At 65.9% G+C, this 19063-nt stretch carries 14 protein-coding genes and 2 pseudogenes; 5 read left to right on the top strand and 11 right to left on the bottom strand.

What is annotated here, in order from left to right; all coding sequences use genetic code 11:
• Positions 1–42: 42 nt before the first annotated feature.
• From Q8P38_01265 to Q8P38_01225, 9 genes are all read right to left on the bottom strand, one after another.
• Entirely contained in the window at positions 43–975 is a 933-nt protein-coding gene (locus Q8P38_01265; protein MDP4013242.1) for a cation diffusion facilitator family transporter, read from the bottom strand.
• Positions 972–2066, bottom strand: coding sequence for a mannose-6-phosphate isomerase, class I (gene manA, locus Q8P38_01260; protein MDP4013241.1), 1095 nt, complete (start codon positions 2064–2066; stop codon positions 972–974). The genes Q8P38_01265 and manA overlap by 4 nt, the downstream gene beginning before the upstream one ends.
• On the bottom strand, positions 2066–2278 hold the full coding sequence (locus Q8P38_01255) for a Trm112 family protein (GenBank protein MDP4013240.1): 213 nt from the start codon (positions 2276–2278) through the stop codon (positions 2066–2068). Before Q8P38_01255 ends, manA begins: the two co-directional genes overlap by 1 nt.
• The gene (locus Q8P38_01250) at positions 2271–3668 is read right to left on the bottom strand and encodes a phosphomannomutase/phosphoglucomutase (protein MDP4013239.1); all 1398 of its coding nucleotides are present in this window, start codon (positions 3666–3668) and stop codon (positions 2271–2273) included. Before Q8P38_01250 ends, Q8P38_01255 begins: the two co-directional genes overlap by 8 nt.
• Positions 3669–3697: 29 nt before the next feature.
• Positions 3698–4072: a DUF3499 domain-containing protein gene (locus Q8P38_01245; protein MDP4013238.1), complete on the bottom strand. Its 375-nt coding sequence runs from the start codon at positions 4070–4072 to the stop codon at positions 3698–3700.
• A gap of 59 nt (positions 4073–4131) precedes the next feature.
• On the bottom strand, positions 4132–5577 hold the full coding sequence (locus Q8P38_01240; protein ID MDP4013237.1) for a DUF5719 family protein: 1446 nt from the start codon (positions 5575–5577) through the stop codon (positions 4132–4134).
• Positions 5574–8561: a glycosyltransferase gene (locus Q8P38_01235; protein ID MDP4013236.1), complete on the bottom strand. Its 2988-nt coding sequence runs from the start codon at positions 8559–8561 to the stop codon at positions 5574–5576. Before Q8P38_01235 ends, Q8P38_01240 begins: the two co-directional genes overlap by 4 nt.
• A 172-nt stretch (positions 8562–8733) precedes the next feature.
• Positions 8734–8967 carry a WhiB family transcriptional regulator gene (locus tag Q8P38_01230; protein MDP4013235.1) on the bottom strand — a complete coding sequence of 78 codons (234 nt, stop codon included), beginning with the start codon at positions 8965–8967 and terminating at the stop codon, positions 8734–8736.
• Positions 8968–9177: 210 nt separating this feature from the next.
• Positions 9178–11715 carry a bifunctional FO biosynthesis protein CofGH gene (locus tag Q8P38_01225; GenBank protein ID MDP4013234.1) on the bottom strand — a complete coding sequence of 846 codons (2538 nt, stop codon included), beginning with the start codon at positions 11713–11715 and terminating at the stop codon, positions 9178–9180.
• A gap of 82 nt (positions 11716–11797) precedes the next feature.
• Between Q8P38_01225 and cofD the strand changes: the two genes are divergently transcribed.
• The 4 genes and pseudogenes from cofD (at position 11798) to Q8P38_01205 (ending at position 16687) form a co-directional block, all read left to right on the top strand.
• On the top strand, positions 11798–12775 hold the full coding sequence (cofD, locus tag Q8P38_01220; protein MDP4013233.1) for a 2-phospho-L-lactate transferase: 978 nt from the start codon (positions 11798–11800) through the stop codon (positions 12773–12775).
• Positions 12772–14154 (top strand): coenzyme F420-0:L-glutamate ligase, encoded by a 1383-nt coding sequence (locus Q8P38_01215; protein ID MDP4013232.1) that lies wholly within the window; start codon positions 12772–12774, stop codon positions 14152–14154. Before cofD ends, Q8P38_01215 begins: the two co-directional genes overlap by 4 nt.
• Positions 14155–14315: 161 nt before the next feature.
• A pseudogene (locus Q8P38_01210) lies at positions 14316–15518 on the top strand (ISAzo13 family transposase).
• Between the two features lie 188 nt (positions 15519–15706).
• Positions 15707–16687, top strand: coding sequence for a hypothetical protein (locus Q8P38_01205; protein ID MDP4013231.1), 981 nt, complete (start codon positions 15707–15709; stop codon positions 16685–16687).
• A 295-nt stretch (positions 16688–16982) separates the two neighbouring features.
• Here Q8P38_01205 and Q8P38_01200 read toward each other — a convergent pair whose 3' ends face one another.
• Both Q8P38_01200 and Q8P38_01195 read right to left on the bottom strand, forming a co-directional pair.
• On the bottom strand, positions 16983–17426 hold the full coding sequence (locus tag Q8P38_01200; protein ID MDP4013230.1) for a hypothetical protein: 444 nt from the start codon (positions 17424–17426) through the stop codon (positions 16983–16985).
• Entirely contained in the window at positions 17423–18427 is a 1005-nt protein-coding gene (locus tag Q8P38_01195) for a hypothetical protein (protein MDP4013229.1), read from the bottom strand. The genes Q8P38_01200 and Q8P38_01195 overlap by 4 nt, the downstream gene beginning before the upstream one ends.
• On the opposite strand from Q8P38_01195, the pseudogene Q8P38_01190 reads away from it, so the two are divergent.
• Positions 18357–18593 (top strand): annotated as a pseudogene (locus tag Q8P38_01190) (transposase). The gene Q8P38_01195 and the pseudogene Q8P38_01190 overlap by 71 nt on opposite strands.
• Positions 18594–19063: the final 470 nt, after the last annotated feature.

Raw genomic sequence — 19063 nt, 5'->3', positions numbered from 1 at the left:
TTGCCACACACTTCTAGCAGCGGACGTTGCCCGCCCCTCGGTCTAGGAAGTGCCCCCAGCCTCGCCCAGCTCGTAGATGTCCGGTTCTAGGTACACGACGCATTCCTTGGTCACCGTTTCGCGCAGTCGCCTCTCGGCGGCGTCGATGATCGAGGACACCTGCAGCGCCGTCCGCGAAGGATCGACCCCAATCTTGGCGGCGACGAGGAGCTCGTCCGGACCAAGGTGCAAAGTGCGCAGATGGATGACCCTGCCCACGCCGTCGGTGGACTCGATTGCCTGCCGAATCGCGCGCTCCTCCTCCGGCAGCGCGCTCTCCCCTGTCAGCAGTGATGCCATCTCAACGCCCAGGAACACGGCGATCACGACGAGCAGGGTGCCGACAGCGGCAGCGCCGAGACCGTCCCATCGCCCGTCACCGGTGAGCGTGGCGACAGTCACGCCAGCCAGAGCGAACACCAGCCCGACGAGGGCACCTGTGTCCTCCAGCAGGATCACCGAAATCTCAGGGTTGCGCGTCCGCCGCAAGAACGAGGGAAGCCCGTGGCGACCGCGCATCTTCTTGGCCTCCCGAACCGCGATTCGCAGAGACAGGCCTTCCAGCAGGATGGCCACGCCAAGAACTATGAAGGCCACCCCGGGGTCGCTGAGCGCCTCGGGGTGCTGGATCTTGTGCCAACCCTCGAACAGCGAGAACAGGCCACCGACGAGGAACAAGACGATGGCGACTATGAACCCGTAGAGGTAGCGAACCCGCCCGTATCCGAATTGATGTGTCGAGGTTGAGCGTCGGCGGCTTCGCTTGTTACCGACGAGCAGCAGGATCTGGTTACCGGAATCAGCCAGCGAGTGAACAGCCTCGGAGAGCATCGACGACGAGCCGGTCAGCGCGAAGGCGATGAACTTCGCGATCGCGATCCCGACATTCGCCAGCAGGGCCGCCACGACGGCTCTCAGTCCCCCCTCGGAGCTCAAACCTGGTCCTGTGCGAGAGCCACGGCCACCAGAGTGTGACCCGATGCGGTGATCCTCACCGTCGGCGTGCGCGAGGTCAGGGCCAGCGCGAGACCCTGCGGTGCGGTTGCCACGTCAGTGCCCGTGTCGGCTGCGGCCGATCCGCTCACGGGCAGGACCAACCTGTACCTTCCGCCCTCAAACTCGACGGGCTCGTGACCCACCGAGACAATCTCGAAGGGAGCCCCCGGGACCGAGTACCGCCCGTCGCCCGGGACGCTCAACAGCGTCCCCGTGCGGTCGCGGCGCATCGCTTCCAACGCGTGTTCCACGGACACGGTCTTGTGGGTCAGGCCAAGCCGTAGCACATTGTCCGACGATGTCATCACTTCCGCGCCCATCCCGTGCACGTAGGCATGGGGCACTCCCGCCGGTAGGTAAACGGCCTCACCTGGACTCAGGCGCCTAGCGTCCAGCAACGTCGCGACAGCCACTCCCGGATCCTCGCCGAACCGTCGGGCCACAGCGCTCATCGCGATGACCGTGACCTCGTCCAGCCCGCACTCGGTCAGCGCGGAGTGCCACTGTTCCAGGGTGCGGGACATCGCCTCAGAACCGAGCAACAGCGCCGCCGCCAAGGCGCTGTCGCCGGAGTCCAGCGCGGCCAACACCTCAGGGCTGACGCCAGCGCAGCCCAGGAGCCGCGCCGCCTGCACGGGCGGCCGCCAACCCACCAGCACGGTGCTCGGCGCGAGCGCCACGAGCATCTCTGTCTTCTCGTTCTCGTCCGCGAGCAGGCCGCGACTGCCCGGCTCGGACGCCATCGCGATCGCGGTCGCCCTGTCCGGGTGTACCTGCAGCGACAAGGGAGTCTCCGCGGCGAGGAGTTTCACGAGCAGCGGCACATCCTCCGGAGCCAGGACATCGGTGATGAGTCCCGAATGGTCACCGGCCAGAGGCGAAGGAGAGCTGGCGTGAGCCCCAAACCACAGCTCAGCCTGCCGACGGCCATCTCGCTGCCCGGTCCACGCGGCCAGGCCGTCAACCACACCCCAGTCGTAGTCCTTGAGCACACCGCCGATCAGGATCGGACGGTCCGGGCGGAGCTCCATCACCCAGCAACCTCGCCAACGCCAGCCGGACCCGCGGTGGCCTCGTCGAGCAACATGACGGGAAGCCCGTCGCGTACAGGGAACCGTGTGGCGCAACGGCGGCAGACCAACTCGCTGTCCGCCAGATCATCGTCCAGCTCGACATGCTCCGGGCACGGACACCTGAGCAGCTCCCGCAGCAAAGGGTCGATCCCCAGCGAATCCTCAGGCATCTCGCCCTCCACGGATGATGGCCAACACCTCATTCGTGACGCGATCAAGCGTCTCGTCATCGTCGGCCTCGACATTCAGGCGCAGTAGAGGCTCGGTGTTGGAAGGCCGGACGTTGAACCAGTAGCCGTCCCCGCACACGGTAAGCCCGTCCAGCTCGTCCATCTCTTGCCCCGCGTACCGGGTGCGGATGGCCTCCGTCGCGGCAGCCTGGTCCGCGACCTCGGAGTTGATCTCACCACTGTTGCGGTAGACCTGGTACGTATCCACCAGCGATGACAAAGTCGTGCCAGGTTCGGTGTGGCCCAGCGCGAAGAGGACATGAAGGGCCGCCAGCATCCCCGAATCCGCCCGCCAGAAGTCCCTGAAGTAGTAGTGACCGGAATGCTCACCGCCGAACACCGCACCCGTTTCGGCCATCGTGCCCTTGATGAACGAGTGGCCGACGCGCGTGCGCACTGGCTTCCCGCCGCGCCGCTCCACGAGCTCCGGCAGAGCCCGGCTCGTGATGACGTTATGGATGATGGTCGCCCCCGGCTCGTCCGTCAGGATCCGATCGGCGATCATGCAGCCGAGCGCTGACGGATTGACGGGGTTGCCCTGTTCGTCCACGACGAAACAGCGGTCAGCGTCACCGTCAAAGGCCAACCCCAGGTCAGCGCCCACTTGCCGGACCCTCTCGCACAAAGCGACGAGATTGGCAGGTTCGATCGGATTCGCCGGATGGTTCGGGAATGACCCGTCAAGCTCGAAGTACATCGGCGACACAGTCACCGGCAAGGGCGCCAGGCCCGCCTGCGTACCCAGAACCGCCGGCACCGTGAGCCCGGCCATCCCGTTACCGGCGTCGACGACTACTCGCAGGGGCCGGATCCCGCTGACGTCAACCAGTGAACGCAGGAAGCCCGCGTACTCCCCCAGCAGGTCACGGTCCCGCACTGATCCGCGCTGCCCCTCTGGTTCAGGGATAGCCCCCTCGGCGATCATGTGCTTGATCTCGCCAAGACCGGTGTCCTGACCGACGGGAGCCGCCCCCGGCCGACACATCTTGATTCCGTTGTACTGGGCCGGATTGTGGCTGGCGGTGAACATGGCGCCCGGCAGTCCGAGCCTTCCCGAGGCGAAGTACAACCCGTCGGTGGAGCAAAGTCCGATCCTCACGACGTCGCACCCCTGGCCGCATACTCCATCGCTGAAGGCGGCCACCAGTTCCGGGCCGCTCTCTCGCATGTCATTGCCTACGACTACGGCTCCCGGCCCGCCATCCGCGTTGCGGGCCCCGACCGCATGCACGAACGCCGCCCCGACATCTCGGACCAGCTCGGCGTCCAGTTGATCGGGCACGGTGCCACGGACGTCATAAGCCTTGATCACAGCATCTAGATCTCGCACGCTCGCAGCCTAGCGGGCTCGATTGTGCGTCAGCCGTCGACGCTGCGAAGAACCCTCAAGTGACCCCGCCGGTTGACTTCCATCGTCCCTGGGGGGGTGGGCTCGTCGGCGGCCAGCGGTTCCGAGGGACGCGGACGCCCGGCTTCCCGCACCGCGTTCGCCAGAGCCTCCAGGTCATCACTACTGGGTTTCAACGCGTCTGGATCGGGTTGGAGCCTTACGACTTCCCACCCCCTGGGTGCGGTCAGCCGCTCGCTGTGTACCTGACACAGGTCATAGCAATGCGGTTCGGCGTACGTGGCCAGTGGCCCGAGTACAGCGGTGTAGTCGGCGTAGACGTACGTGAGTGTCGCGATCGCGGATCGATTGCACGACGGCTTGCTACAGCGACGGGCACGGCTCACATGCGAAAACTACTCTCTTGCCCCCGTCGCCCAGGTAATTGGGCCCGTGTCGCCGCTGCTCAACCGCGCCCGTATTCCGGACCTACAGGCGGCAGTTTGACCCACGGTGAAACATCCACCGCCGCGTAGCCTGTCATCATTCCGTCGCGGTCCGCCTGCACGTGAGCGACATGGAGGCCGCGCCCGTCGAGCCGCCGGACCACAACCGAGTAGACGGAGGTCTTCGGCGCCTTCACATCAACTTCCACAGTCCGGCCGGATGGAACCACGATCTCGCCACCCGGATCACCGACCGGAACCAGCTTGGCCCCGGACAGGGCCGCGGGAAGGACGCTTATCGAGGCCCGCGCGTCACCGTCTGTGGCGGTCAGCAGGAGCTTGGTGCTCCAACCCGACCGAAGCCCGGCGATCGCCGAAGCACCTGACAGCGCGGAGCCTGGGACCCCCCACACCAGATCTGATCCGCGCGAACTCAAATCAGATGAAGCAGACACGGCCGCCAGCACGGGCACGTTGCTTGTGACCTCAACCGCCGCCGCGCGACCCGCCAGTATCCCGGTCAGTCCGACACGCACGACGCTGTCCAAACCAACCCGAGTTCCGGGCATGGCAGGCATCCCGACAACGCCGCCGGAAGTGAAGGCCCGCACCTTGACGGTGCCAGGCTTGTCAGGCGCGAACAATAGAAGCTCCCGGACCCCTGTCCCGCTGGGCACACCTGGTATGACGAACCGCTTGCGCGGGCCCGCGATCGCCGGGATGATCTCAACCCCCCGGGGAACCAGCCCATCCATGCGGTTGTCAAGCACTGCGGCGGTGACAAGCCCAACCTTGGTCGTCACATGCAGCGCGAGTACAGGAACATCGGGGGCGACCGCGTCGAGCTGCAGCTCAGATGCCTGCCCCGGGCCCACAGCCAATCCCCGCGTCCCCGTTGTGTCTACCAGGCCGTCAGGGCCATATACGCGGACATCGGCGACCGCGTCGGTATCGGTTGGGTTGGTCAGCACGAGTACATCGCGCTGACCCTTGCTGGCGCCGCCACCGAGCAGCCAGAGGTCCGAAGACGGATGCGAACACGGCGTGCTCGCGATTCCACGTCCCTCCTCGCGGCGATCGCTTGACACGCGGGCGGACACGACCCCGGGCGCCATGCCGCCAGTCGCGCGAACCTGTGCGGAATCGGAGCTGAACTGATCCACCGTCCCCGACCCACCGGGGGTGCCGATCGTGAACAGCTTGGCCCCCCCGATCACGTTGAGCGAACCATCCTGAGACTGGCCTGGCAATCCAGGGACACTCGCCGCACTCACCCAGGTGGACCTGCCCTCCATGTCGCCGACGTCCGGACAGCCCAAGCGAGACGAACGGACATGCTCGCGCACTGGCGCCACCGAGTCGCCAGACGCCACCACTAGGTCTTCTCCGGCGAAGGTCCCGACGGCTACCACACCAACGCCCAGGGCGAGCACCAAGACCGCCGCCAGTCCGCTCCTGCGGCTCACGGGCACTCACCTCCAGCGTCAGTGGCCAACCTGGGTGAGTCCTGTCGGCGACGCAGTCTGGGTGAGGCGAGCACGACGAGGGCCAGCAGCGCGAACAGCGCCAGCACCCGCCCAGGAAGTTCCCCCAGGATCGGCGACGGCGCGGATGCCACGTCTGACGCGGTCGCATCCGCGCGGGCACGAACCCCAGAAACCGTCCACAGCGCGGTGCCGCTGACAGTGGACAGGCGACTCAACCCGGGGACGGCATCCATCTGCCGGGCGATCCGGGGGGCATCACGCTGCCGCACCTGCACGTACTTGATCGCCTCATCAGCCAGGAAGGTCGCGTCCCCCTGCCCGGCGAGCATGCGGGCAACGCCGGTATCGAGCTCGGCCATGGTCCCAGACGGCGGAGCGACGTCCGCGTCCCCGATCCTTGAGCCCTCACCCGAGATCAGCCGGTAGGTCACAGCGCCGTTCGCGGCACCGGAGATGACCATCGTCCGGGGGGCATTCGGGCCAACCATCTCGGCGGCGATGAACGGTGACACACCCGAGGGATCTCCCCTCTCCATGATCTGGCCCCCGGACATCCCCCACCACGCCGCGAGCAAGGCTGGCGTCAGCAGCCCGACAGCGAGGACCGTGATCCGCCTGCGGCTCCTCATCCAGGACAGCGGAGCGCCGACAGCCGCAGCGAAGATCAGAGCCGCGCCCATCACCACAGTGGTCGCGCCGGGCCAAGCGGACTGGTGAAGCTGGCTCCACGGAACAGGGACGAGTAGGACGCTCTGCGCTGTAGCCAGAGCCAGTGCCCCAACGAAGAACAGCCATGCGGTCGCCACACGCGCGCGGGTCCTGCGTCTGCGGAGCGCGAGCACGGCCAATACGGCCAGGACAGCCCCCAGGAGCGCAGGGGGAGCCGCCGGGCCCCCCGGATTCAGCGCGAGAAGCTCCAGCGGACTGGGACCGGGATCTGTGAGCGCCGGGGACACCGCTCCAACCTCGAAGAGCAGCAACGTCGGATTGGTCACTACGTAGGCGGACCAGGGCCAAAGAACCGCCAGCGGTGCCAGGAGAACCACGAGCATCCGGGCGACACCGGTCCGGGTGCGCCTAACCAGCGCGACGCCGAGCCCAAAGCCCGCGATCAGCAGGCTCACCGGCGGCGCGAACGCGAACATGAACACCATCAGCAGTGCCGCTCCCCCGGCAGTGGACCAGTTGGCGGACCGGAGCGTCGAGCCGCTCAGCGTGGACACCCTTGCGATCATGCGCACGGCCGGGGGCAGCAGGATCGCGACGGCTATGGTTCCGAGCTGCCCGGTTCCCACCGCGGCGATCGTCGCGGGCAAGAGTGCGTAGGCCAGTGCGGCGACGAGTCTAGGAATTCCGCGCACGAGCCCCCGGAGCGACAGGTACGACGTGACAGCCGCGAAGACAGGGCCAAGTAGGAGCATCACCTGCACGGCCATGGTCGCGCTGCCCGCCAGCGGAATCGCCCCGGCGGCCAGAAGTAGCAGATACGGAGCCGACGGGACTGCCGAACCCAGGCCGACGTCATGCCAGGCAGACGAGAACGATGACCACAGGTCAGCGACACTGTCGGGCGCCGGCAGGAGCGCCCCGCCGAGCAGCCGCCCGGGCCCGAACCACAGTCCAGCCGTAGCTACCAGGCAGACGATCAGTACAGGCATGACGACGGCCAGGGCGAAGATACGCGCGTTCCGGATGCGGGAGCGCAAGGCTTGCCTGGCATCTTCCCGTGATGCTGCCCCCGAGGAGTTTCCCCGGGACTTCGCGCCGAGAATCTGGGCCAGATCGTCCCGCCAATGCGTGGCTGTGGCTCCGCGTGAAGGCCGGAGCTGCCTGGCCGCGCCGTCGCCTACGTCACCGGCCTGACGAACGCGCGCCCTCATGCTGGCAACCGCGCGACGCGAGGACAAAGCACCGATCACAGCCCGTAGGTCGTCCCACGCCCCGTCGGACACCTTGACCAAAGTCAGGAAGATCCCGCGAATCAGCGAACCCAGCAGCAGCCGCAGTCCCTTCAGCACCACGCGCCGCTTCGGTGCGTGCGCCAGCATGACCATGGCAGCGGCCCGCCGATCGGCGCTGAGGGCCTCATCAGGTGCCGCCTCTATTGAGCGGTGGCCCCGGAAGGCGGCTTCGGCGTGGTGGATCTCCGCCCCCGGCACCACGATGACGCGCTCACCAGACCTGCGGGCACGCCAGCAGAACTCCAAATCATCGCGGAACATGGGAAGTTCGGCGTCGAAGCCGCCTAGCCGCTCCCACAGTTCCCGGCGAACGAGCATCCCGGCACTGCCGACGCCGAGGACGTCGAGGCGGCCATCGAGCTGGCCCTGATCGCGTTCCCCCCGGGTCACTCCCACGTCACGGCGGCCCGATCCCGCTATGGATACTCCGCACTCCACGACAAGTCCACGGTCGTTCCAGCCCTTGACCTTGGGTCCGATGACTGACGCGTCCTTATGTGCGTCAGCGGCCGACAGCATCCGCGTAAGGCAGTCCGGGCTGACCTCGACATCGTCGTGCAGAAGCCACAGCCACTCCACAGTCGCGCCAGGCTCTACGCCCCGCTGCTGCTCGGGAGTCCGAACGCCCCCAGGGTTTCCTGTCCTGATGTCAACGGTTGCGGCGCTGGTGACATCCACTTCGGTGACATCCACGACTCTGCCTGCCCGGGCCAGCCCAAGCCCGACGGCTTCGCCGAAACCGAAATCCCTGTCGGCGACCACGACTTCGCTTACGTGTGGTGATCTACGCAGCAACTCAACGCTGCGATCCCGCGAACCTGAGTCGACGGCGATCACCTGGTCTGGATGGCGGGCCAGCCGCGCCAATCCATCTAGCGCCCTCGGGAGCCAAACCTCACCGTCGTGGGCCACGAGGATGGCCGTCACACGATGCTCGCCCTTCCTGTGAACGGAGGGCCGCGTGCGGGATGCCAACCAGCTGGCCGTCGTCGCTGTACTCATGCCGCCCCAACCTGCGCCGACACTCGCGGCGCGTGCGACACATTAGGCGACATTCGCGACACAATGGGGCGGTTTCGCGACTCTGATTTCGAGTTGCGGCCTTGACGGCGTTCGCGACTCGCTCCAGGCAACGTCCGAACCGGTCGAGCTACGCCAGTAACTCCCCCGGACGTTAGCCAGCAGCGCGCTTCAAGCGGCGGCGTTCCCGCTCGCTGAGGCCACCCCAGATACCGAAGCGCTCATCGTTGGCGAGCGCATAGTCCAGGCATTCCCCGCGAACCTCACACGACAGGCAGACCCTCTTGGCCTCCCGCGTGCTGCCGCCCTTTTCGGGGAAGAACGCCTCTGGGTCAGTCTGCGCGCACAGAGCCCGCTCCTGCCAAGGCAGTTCTTCATCCTCGGTCATTGGCAATGAAAATGTCTCACTCACCGTGGTCCTCCCTCTTCCCCTCCACGGACGCACCGCCAGCTCTCCCTGCCCCTGACGACGCGGTTGTAATTACATGGGTGTTCTTCGCCTTGGTCAAGCGAAATTCCAAGATCTGTGGATAGAAACCCGACAATGTGGCACATCTTGGGTTCCAAGCCTGTTGACAACTTCCCCACGCGGCCTGAATCAAGTAGCTGCGACAGCTCCGTGGGCAGCCCCGTAGACCGTGGTCCTGGGGGCGCAGGAACGGCCGGCCAGAGTCGCCAAGGCCGCCATCTGGCTGGGTGTTCGGCTGGTTCCGTGCTGGGATCCGGCCATTCGGGAGATCGACTCCTCCATGAGCGTGCCGCCCATGTCATCCGCGCCGCCGTTGAGCACTTCAGCGCAGCCGTCCTCCCCCAGCTTGACCCAAGAAGCCTGAACGTGATCAATGGCGCCGAACAACATCAAACGAGCTAGCGCGTGCACAGCTCGATTGTCGCGGCGCGTTGGACCGGGTCGGGCCACTCCGGATAGGTAGATGGGCGCCTGCTGGTGAACGAACGGCAGCGGCACGAATTCGGTGAATCCGCCCGTCGCTTCTTGGACCCGACGGATCGTGACGATGTGATCGACCCACTGCTCCGGCCCGTCGACGTGCCCGTACATCATCGTCGCGCTCGACGGCAACCCAACCTCGTGTGCGAGCGAGATGACGTCTATCCAAGCTCGCGACGGCAGCTTGCCCTTCGTCAGGATCCACCGCACGTCGTCATCGAGGATCTCGGCGGCGGTTCCGGGTATCGAATCGACGCCCGCCTCCTTCGCGGCCAGCAGCCATTCACGAACGCTCAGTCCGCTGCGTGCCGCGCCATTGACGACTTCCATGGGGCTGAATGCGTGCAGGTGCAACTCGGGGCCACGCCGCTTGACCTCGCGGGCAAGGTCAAAGTACGCAGACCCCGGAAGCCTCGGGTGGATGCCGCCCTGCATGCATATCTCAGACGCGCCACAGTCGGCGGCTTCCACAACGCGCTTGCCCACTTCGTCCAGGCTCATCGTGAAGGCATCGGGATCATCTTCGCGCTGGGCGTAGGCGCAGAAGCGGCACCCGGAGTAGCAGACGTTCGTGAAGTTGATGTTCCTGTTGACGACGTAGGTGATCGTCTCGCCCACAGCATCAGCTCGCACGTCATCGGCCATCCGGCACACGGTTTCGAGAGCCGGGCCGTCACAGGCCATCAACGCCACGGCCAAATCCCGGTTGCGCGGGGCAGCCAGAGCGGCCGGATCCCGTCCAGCGAGGTTCATCGCCATTCGCAGATCATGCGGTAGGAACTCGGGCTGTCGGATACGCCGGGCGCGGTCGGCCATCTGCGCGGCGACCGAATCGCCGATGCCCAAGCCTGACCCGGACCCGAAGTTCGCGACTCCGCCCCCATTCGCCGCTGATCTCGCGGCACGACGTAGCAGCGCGAGTTCCGAAAGTGCCAGGTCGGGCTCCTGCCATGGGATGCCGCGTGGGGCAGCTTCGCGCTGCGCCAGCCCTTCGGCGTTCGCTAAGGCCAATACGTGCTCGTGGAGCCTGGGGTCAACCCACGTCTCGATTTCCCTGACGTACCGAGGATGCACCGCCAACCTTGGGACAAGCTCGAAACCCGCCCGGACCGTCAAGGACCGCAGCTCCTCCACACCGGGCCAAGGCCGCTCAGGATTCACGTGGTCGGGCGTTATCGGGCTGACGCCTCCGAAGTCATCGGCACCCGCGGCTATGAGTCTGGCCAGGTCCTGCGCCTCACTGAGGTTGGGAGGGACTTGCACTCGCATGAGTGGACCAAGCAGTATCCGAGCAGTAGCAACGCACGCTACGTAGGCATCTGTGGACATGCTGGGCCTGGAACCCGCGACCGTGCCGGGCTTCGCGCGGAAACTCTGGATGATCACTTCCTGGATGTGACCGTATTCGCGGGCCAGTGAGCGAATCGCCAGTATCGAGTCGATTAGCTCCCCGGCGCTCTCGCCGATCCCGACGAGAACGCCCGTTGTGAAGGGGACGTCCTGGCGCCCAGCATCAGCGATCGAGCGCAGCCTGACTTCCGGATCCTTGTCCGGCGACCCGTAGTGGACACCGCCCGCCTCGGTGAACAGTCGGCGGCTGGACGACTCAAGCATCAAGCCCATGCTCGGGGCCACGGGCCGCAACCGTTGGATCTGCTGCCAAGACATGACTCCAGGATTCAAGTGCGGAAGCAGCCCCGTTTCCTCCAGGACCGCGATCGCAGCGGCTCGCAGATACGCGAACGTGTCCTCGTAGCCACGCGAGTCCAGCCACTCCGCCGCGGCTGGCCAGCGGAGTTCTGGGGCGTCGCCGAGCGTGAACAACGCCTCCGTGCAGCCAGCCTGAGCGCCGGACCTGGCGGTCTGGACGACCTCAGCCATGTTCAGATAGGGGCTCTGGCCAGCAGACCTGAGGCTCGCCGGGTCGGTTGCGAATGCGCAGTAATGGCAACGGTCCCGGCACAAGCGGGTGAGGGGAATGAACACCTTCGGCGAGTAAGTGATTAGCCCGGGAATCCCCGCCTCGACGAGCCCCGCATCGCGCACACGGCCACCGACAGCGACAAGACGCTCAAGGTTTTCGCCGCGCGCTGCCAAGAGACACTCGGCCTCCCGCGGGTCTATTGACATCCCCTTCTCCGCTCGCCTTAGCGCGCGCAGGATCTCCCGATCGTTTGGTTCTCGCACAGACTGAGCCTAGAAGCGGCCAGGAATCCGCATACTTGACCCTCAGGATCGGATCGGGCTGGCCGCCTGCCACGATCGGGCGATGCGCGTATCTGTGTTGGCCGGGGGCCATGGAGGAGCCCGGTTCACGCGCGGGCTTCGAGATGTCGCAGCCGATGACGGCACACCGCACGAGATCACAGTCATCGGCAATACGGCCGATGACATTCAGCTGCACGGACTGCGCATCTCACCGGATCTTGACACGATCATGTACACGCTCGGGTCGGGGCTGGACGAGGAGCGGGGCTGGGGAAGATCCGACGAAGCCTTCCGGGTGAACGAGGAACTTCGCGCCTACGGCTTGCCGAACACGTGGTTCGGACTGGGCGACCGTGACCTCGCGACGCATCTCGTGCGAACTGGGATGCTCGCGGCCGGATATCCGTTGAACGAGGTGACCGCGGCGCTGTGTGCCCGCTGGAACCCGGGCGTGCTCCTTCTGCCCATGACCAACGACCGCGTCGAAACACACGTTCGCGTGCGTGACCCGCAGGCAAGGGCGATGCACTTCCAAGAATGGTGGGTCCGACACTCCGCTGACATACCCGCGGAAGGATTCGCCTACGTCGGCGCCGACTCCGCCACAGCGGGCCCAGGGGTAGTGGAGTCGATCGTGTCAGCGGATCTGGTAATCGTGGCACCGAGCAATCCCGTAGTGAGCATCGGCGCCATCCTGTCCGTTCCGGGCGTTCCGGAGGCCCTGGAGCAGACCGCTGCTCCGGTAGTTGGGGTCTCGCCCATCATCAGCGGAGCTCCAGTCCGCGGGATGGCAGATCGCTGTCTGGAGGCTATCGGGGTACCGGCTACCGCTGGCGATGTCGCGCGGCACTACGGGAGACGTCGCGATGGCGGCGTGCTGGATGCCTGGCTGGTCGACACCGTTGACGAGGAGCACTCCAGTGCCCTCCGCGAAGAGGGGTGGCTGGTCGCGGAGCGGCCGCTGCTGATGTACGACGTAGTGGAATCGGCGAAGATCGCAGCGGCTGCGATCGATCTGGGTGACCGGGTTCGATCGTGACTGGACCTAAGGCGAGCCCAGGGCTACCAGTCGCCCCGTCCGGACTGAGTGTCGTCGCCGTGCCAGGGATCGGCGAGGTAACGCCAAGCACCGACCTGGTGGCGGAGCTGCGAGACGCGCTCACCGCGTTGTGTTGGCCGGACGGAACCTTCGGCGTGCGACCCGGCGACGTGATCCTGATCAGCAGCAAGGTCGTGGCCAAGGCTGAGGGTCGCCTGCTCACCGGCGTAGCCCGGGATAAGGCCGTAAGCGACGAAACCGCCGATGTAGTGGCCAGGACCGGGGACACTCGCATCGTCCGCACGAAGATCGGGCTCGTGCTGGCGGCCGCAGGCGTAGACGCGAGCAACACAGCCCCCGGATCCGTTGTGCTCTTGCCGAAAGACCCGGACGGTTCGGCCCGGCGACTGCGAGCCCAGCTTCAGTCCGCCACAGGGGTCGCGCCGCTCGCGGTCGTAGTCACCGACACACTGGGCAGGGCCTGGAGGCTCGGACAAACAGACACGGCCATCGGAGTGGCTGGCATGAGGCCCATTCTCGATCTGAGCGGCGCCTTCGATAGCTACGGCAACACGCTGGCTGTCACCGCACCCGCGGTAGCTGATGAGATCGCCGGGGCGGCCGACCTCGTGCGCGGCAAGTCGTCTGGTCTCCCCGTAGCGGTAGCCCGTGGCATTTCCTCAACCGTCATCGCCGATGACGGTCCAGGCGCGGCTGACCTGATCCGACCGGCGCAAGAGGACCTGTTCCGGCGCGGAGCAGGCGAATCCTTCGCCGACGGCATGCGCCACGCGCCACTGAGCCGCCGGACCGTGCGGGAATTCGCTGCCCTGCCCGTTCCCAGTGCGCTTGTCCGAAGCGCCGTCGCAGCCGCCATCGCCGCGCCCGCGCCACATCACTCATCCCCATGGCGCTTCCTGCACCTGCGCACGAAGCAGCGTCGTGACGAGCTTCTCGATGCCATGGCCGAGCGCTGGCGCAATGACCTGGCACAGCTCGACGGATTCGACAATGCCGCCATCGAACGCCGTCTGAAGCGAGGTGCTCTGCTGCGATGTTCCCCCGAGCTGGTGCTTCCATTCCTGGATCTCGGCGGCGCCGCTCACGACTATCCCGACGCGGCGAGGGCTGGCTACGAACGAGACATGTTCCTGATGGCCGGAGGAGCCGCCGTCCAGAACCTGATGATCGCGCTGTCCGCTGAGGGCCTCGGGTCAGCATGGGTTTCCTCCACCGTGTTCTGTCCTGACGTCGTGCGTTCTGTTCTCGGCGTCGCTGATGACTGGCAGCCCCTCGGCATGATCGCTCTTGGCTTCCCGGCCCAGCCGCCCACACCTCGTCCCGCCCGCGACACGGACGGGTTCCTGATCACGATCTGATCCGGGTTCCTCCGGGGCCGTGCCCGGTTCAGATCGTGGTGATGCGTTACAGTGCCCGCCTCGTAGCCATCGCCCACTTGCGAGGGTGTCCGCGAACGATCGTTAGGGCGCGCGTCATAATAACGTAGGTTTCCCGATGCGGGGCCACTATCGTTTGCGCTATGAGCAGCAACGTGGATCTTGCGGAGTCTGTTGGCCGTAGGTACGAGGTCCTCAGGGGCCACTTGGATGAGCGGCAACGCCGACTGTTCCTGGGCACGGAGGCCGGGGAGCTGGGCCGTGGCGGGATTAAGGCGGTCGCGCGGGCCACCGGGGCGCATCCGGACACGGTGGCCCGTGGCGTGCGGGAGATGGAGGGCCGACCGGAGCCGCAGGCCCGGGTCAGGGCACCGGGCGGGGGGCGTAAGAAGCTGGCCGAGACCGACCCGGTGCTGGCGGCGCGGCTGCTGGAGTTGGTGGATCCAGAGACCAGGGGAGACCCGATGTCGCCACTGGTGTGGACGACCAAGTCGACGCGGCACCTGGCTGGGGTGCTCACCGGGGAGGGGCACACCGTTTCGGATCGGACAGTGGCGCGGATGCTGGCGTCGATGGGGTTCAGCCTGCAGGGCAACGCCAAGGTCACCGAGGGCCGTCAGCACGCCGACCGGGACGCCCAGTTCCGCTACCTCGCCGATCAAGTCGCCGACCACGCGGCTGCCGGGCAGCCGGTCGTATCGGTGGACACCAAGAAGAAGGAACTCGTCGGGGCGTTCAAGAACGGCGGCCGCGAATACGCCCCCGCCGGGCGACCGGAACGGGTCAACGTCCACGACTTCCCCGACCCCGAACTGGGCAAGGCGATCCCATACGGCGTCTACGACGTGTCCGCCAACACCGGCTGGGTCAGCGTCGGCACCGACCACGACACCTCCGCGTTCGTCGTGGCCACCCTGCGCACTTGGTGGGACACCATCGGCCGCGACAGGTACCCGCACGCCGACCGGCTCCTCATCTGCGCGGACGGCGGCGGGTCCAACGGCTCGCGGGTCCGGGCCTGGAAGATCGAACTGGCCCGGTTCGCCGCCGACACCGGCCTGACCATCACGGTCACTCACCTGCCGCCGGGCACCTCGAAATGGAACAAGATCGAGCACCGGCTCTTCTCCCAGATCACCCTCAACTGGCGAGGCCGACCGCTGATCAGCCACCAAGCCATCGTCGATCTGGTCGCCAGCACCACCACCGAAACCGGCCTCACCGTACACGCCGTCCTCGACACCGGCGAATACCCCACCGGGATCAGCTACACCCAGCAGGACATCGACGCGTTACCTCTGATCCGTCACGAATTCCACGGCGAGTGGAACTACACGATCCTGCCAAGCGACATGCCGTGAAGGTCCTACCTTATTTCTTCGCGGGTCCTTAGCGATGCGCTTCCTAATCGTAATGTTTCGCATGGTTGTTCCTCACTGGCCGAGGCGGACGTACGTGTCTGCTTCAGGCGCGCTCACCGCGACTAGATCGCTGATGCGCTGTAGTGTCCCTTTGCGAAAGGAGGGAATCCAACATGGCGAATACGAAAATGCTGTTCGGAGCAGCGGTTGTTGTCGGTAGCTTGATGTTGGGTGCCTGCTCAGGTGAGACCGCAGCCTCTCCCACCGCATCTTCCGGTTCCGATTCAGACCCAACCCCCGTGGTGAATTACGGCCCCGAAGTGCCCACCACGACCGCAGAAGCGAACAGCCAAGTCACGTCGAGTCTGAATGAGTTTCGGAGCGGCGTAACGAAGATGGAGACCGGGATCGCGGATGATGTCTTCGCCACCGTCAGTGAGGGCTACTCCATCGCGGCAGTGGAACTAACCAACGCAAGAAACGCGCACGACTACTTGGTCGAGGACAGTTCCAACACAGCACAGTTGAAGGCATACGAAGCCAGCATTGATCAATGCGAGCAGGCTCTCACCAGCATGGACACGTCCTTCTTCAACGATGCAAAGCAAGGGATTCCGGAAGCGGAGAAAGCGGTCAAGGACTGCGAGACAGAATTGGCCAAGACATCTGAGGCCCTGACGGGTGCTGTCACTAAGAGCAGCGCCTCATCTGGCGCGGCTATCGAAGACGTGGCTTCTTCCGCTGATTCAAGTGAGTCAGGCGAACCGAACGCACCCATTCCTCATCCCTCCCTGGTTGCACCTACCGTACAAGAGGACGTGCCCAATCTGGGTGATTGCAGTACGGGAGACCATACGGTAGTGCTTTGGAAAGGAACCCGGTGTGATGGCGGGAATGGTGCGTGGGCCGGAGGCACGCCGGGGACGCTTTATGGCGTCCAATACGTGGGCGACCATATTAACGACGCAACCAACTCATACGGCAAGGGCATCTTCACCAACGTGATCAACCTCTACAGAGACGCCGACTACGGTGGTTGCATCTCCACCTACTACGGCCAGCATCTCTCTTTCCCCGGCCAGAACTACAACAATTGCAGCGCCCCCGTCGCCTTGAGCAACAGCGTGTCGTCACTTACCTTCAAGGCATCCTGATTCCAGACTCTGCCAAAGAGGAAATCTTTGGCCACCTGACACGCAACTACGGTTGCTCCGCGAGCAGTCTGTGCCCAGACCTGTTCGGGATGGCCCGACTCATTGCCCCAGGCATCTAACTCCTATATTCCGTTACAACAGGTGGTGTATCACGTTAGCCCTCGAGGGGCTGCTGTTCATCGCGACTAAAGGTGCTTAGCGTGACTTATTGCATCGATGTTCCTCACGGGCCGGGTTTCCCCAGAGTTCACGCGAACTGAAGGGTCTTCGGGGTGAACTGGTGAACGTGTAGCTTCTATGGGGTGTTCGGACCCTTGGGTTCGCGGGGACTGGCGGGGTCTTGTTCCTCGGCGGTGGTCTGAAGGAGCTGCCTGGCGTTGTCAGCGTAGCGGATCGCGGTTTTGGGGTCGAGTCCGAACACGGCGGCCAAGTGGAGCGGGTCCGGGCCATGGGCCAGGGCCTCTTGGAGCTGCCGGTCGACGCGCAGCTGTTCGAGGGTCGCGGCCTGGCCGCGCAGTGCTGTCTTGGCGAAGTAGATGGTGCTGGCCGGACCGGTTCCGTTTGCGCTCATCTGGTTGATGATCAGGTGGTGGTTCGCTGTTCGCGGCCAGCGGGTGCGCCGGTAGTCGAGCCATTCGATCAGGATCTCGTGGGTGAGCTTGTCGATCGGTCGGACCCGGCCGCTGATGGTCAGCCGCCGGTTGCCCAGATCGATGTCGTCCAGGAGCAGGGAGGTCATGGCTGAGGTGCGGGCGGCGTGTGTTGACCGCCAGGCTGGCTGAGGATGATGCCGTAGGGGTGTGCGCCGACCTTGATGCCTCGGGTCGGGTTGCGGAAGACCATGTGCTTTTTCAGGGCGAAGGCGAACAGCGACCGCAGCGAGCCCAGGACGTTGGCGCGGCGTGATCCGTGCAGTTCGTCGAGGACAGCGACGACGTCGTCGCGGGTGACTTCGCGCAGATGGTCGTGGCGGCCTGACCAGTCCATCAGCGCAGGGCGCAGGTTGTTCATGCGATTCCAGACGGAGGCGATGTCGGCGGGCTTGGAGCGGGGGCCGCCATCGCGCATGGTTCGCAGCCAGATCTCGACGGCGTCGCGGATGCCCGGGGCGAGGCCGTCGAGTTTGCGGTCCAGCCAGACTTCGAAGGAAGGCCGCCGGTCGTCGACGAGAACGCCCATCTCCTCGAGGACCTCGCCGACCCGCTCGACGCTGATCGAGCGGGCCCGCAGGGCCGGGAAGATCTCGCAGTAGTGCACCTCGGTGCCGGCGGTGTGTCTGGACAAGACGATGATCAGTCCCCGGCGAACGTCTCGGCGGGTCCCCGGTCTCCAGCCGCGGGCCTCGCCCCTGCGGTGAGCCAGGTAGATCGCCCAAGTCAGCCACGGGTTGCTCAGGTCGGTGTCTTCGTCTTCGTCGAAACAGGTGAAGTCCCGGCGGGCTTCGAACAACTTCGGCTGGGTCCATCCGAGGCCAGGGCGAACGACCGGCACCGGGGCTGGTCTGCGCGGGCGCCCGCGCTGGCCGTGGCGGTGCACGGGGCTCTCGGTCCGGCGTCCCTTCATCCGGTCGAAGAACAGCTGGTGGTGCTCGAGCCTGCCAGCGGATTCCCCGACCGTCACCGCGCCGCGTTTCAAGCCGCCCGCGAGTGCGGCCTCACGGCGGGCCTGCTGCCAGATCCCGGCGTTCATCAAACTGGCCAAGGCCATCACCAAACATCGGGCCCGGATCCTGGCCAGCATCGAACACGACCTCTCCAACGCGATCGTCGAATCCACGAACACCAAGAGTCGCGTCTTGGCCCGAATGGCCTACGGCTTCCACAGCGCCCAGGCCCTCATCGCCATGATCATGCTCAACCTCGGCGGCCTCGACCCGCAACTCCCAGGACGGTCTAAACGATCATGAAACTGCCACGAAAGAAGCAGGAGAGCCTGTATTCGGGGTTGTTGGGCTGCCCTGTGCTCGGTTCCTGCGGGGGTCGCGCTCGGTTCCTGCGGGGGTCGCGCCCGGTTCCTCCGGGGGCCGCGCCCGGTTCCTCCGGGGGCCGCGCCCGGCGGCTTCAAGCCTCACGTTGGGGGTCCCTCCCCCAACGAAGTGGGGGACTGGTCTCGGCCCGCGCAGGAATCCGTCCCGTACCGCCCGTGGCTAGGGCGGGGGTCTTCGCCATCGGTGTCGCGGTGTTGGGGTGACGGTCCACCACGGCTGGGATGGATCGCCCGCGGGGGGTTCCCCGCCCCCGGGTTGGCCCGCCCCGGGTTGGTCTGGCTCGGTGTCGCGGGTCAGTTCCCACCGGCCGAGGTCGAGTTGACGGTGATGTGGCCAGCAGACGCTGGCCAACGAGTCCAGGTCGGTCGCGCCTCCCAGGGACCACGCGG

The sequence above is a fragment of the Candidatus Nanopelagicales bacterium genome (genome assembly GCA_030700225.1).
GTDB lineage: Bacteria > Actinomycetota > Actinomycetes > S36-B12.
This window is presented reverse-complemented; position numbering and strand designations above follow the sequence as displayed.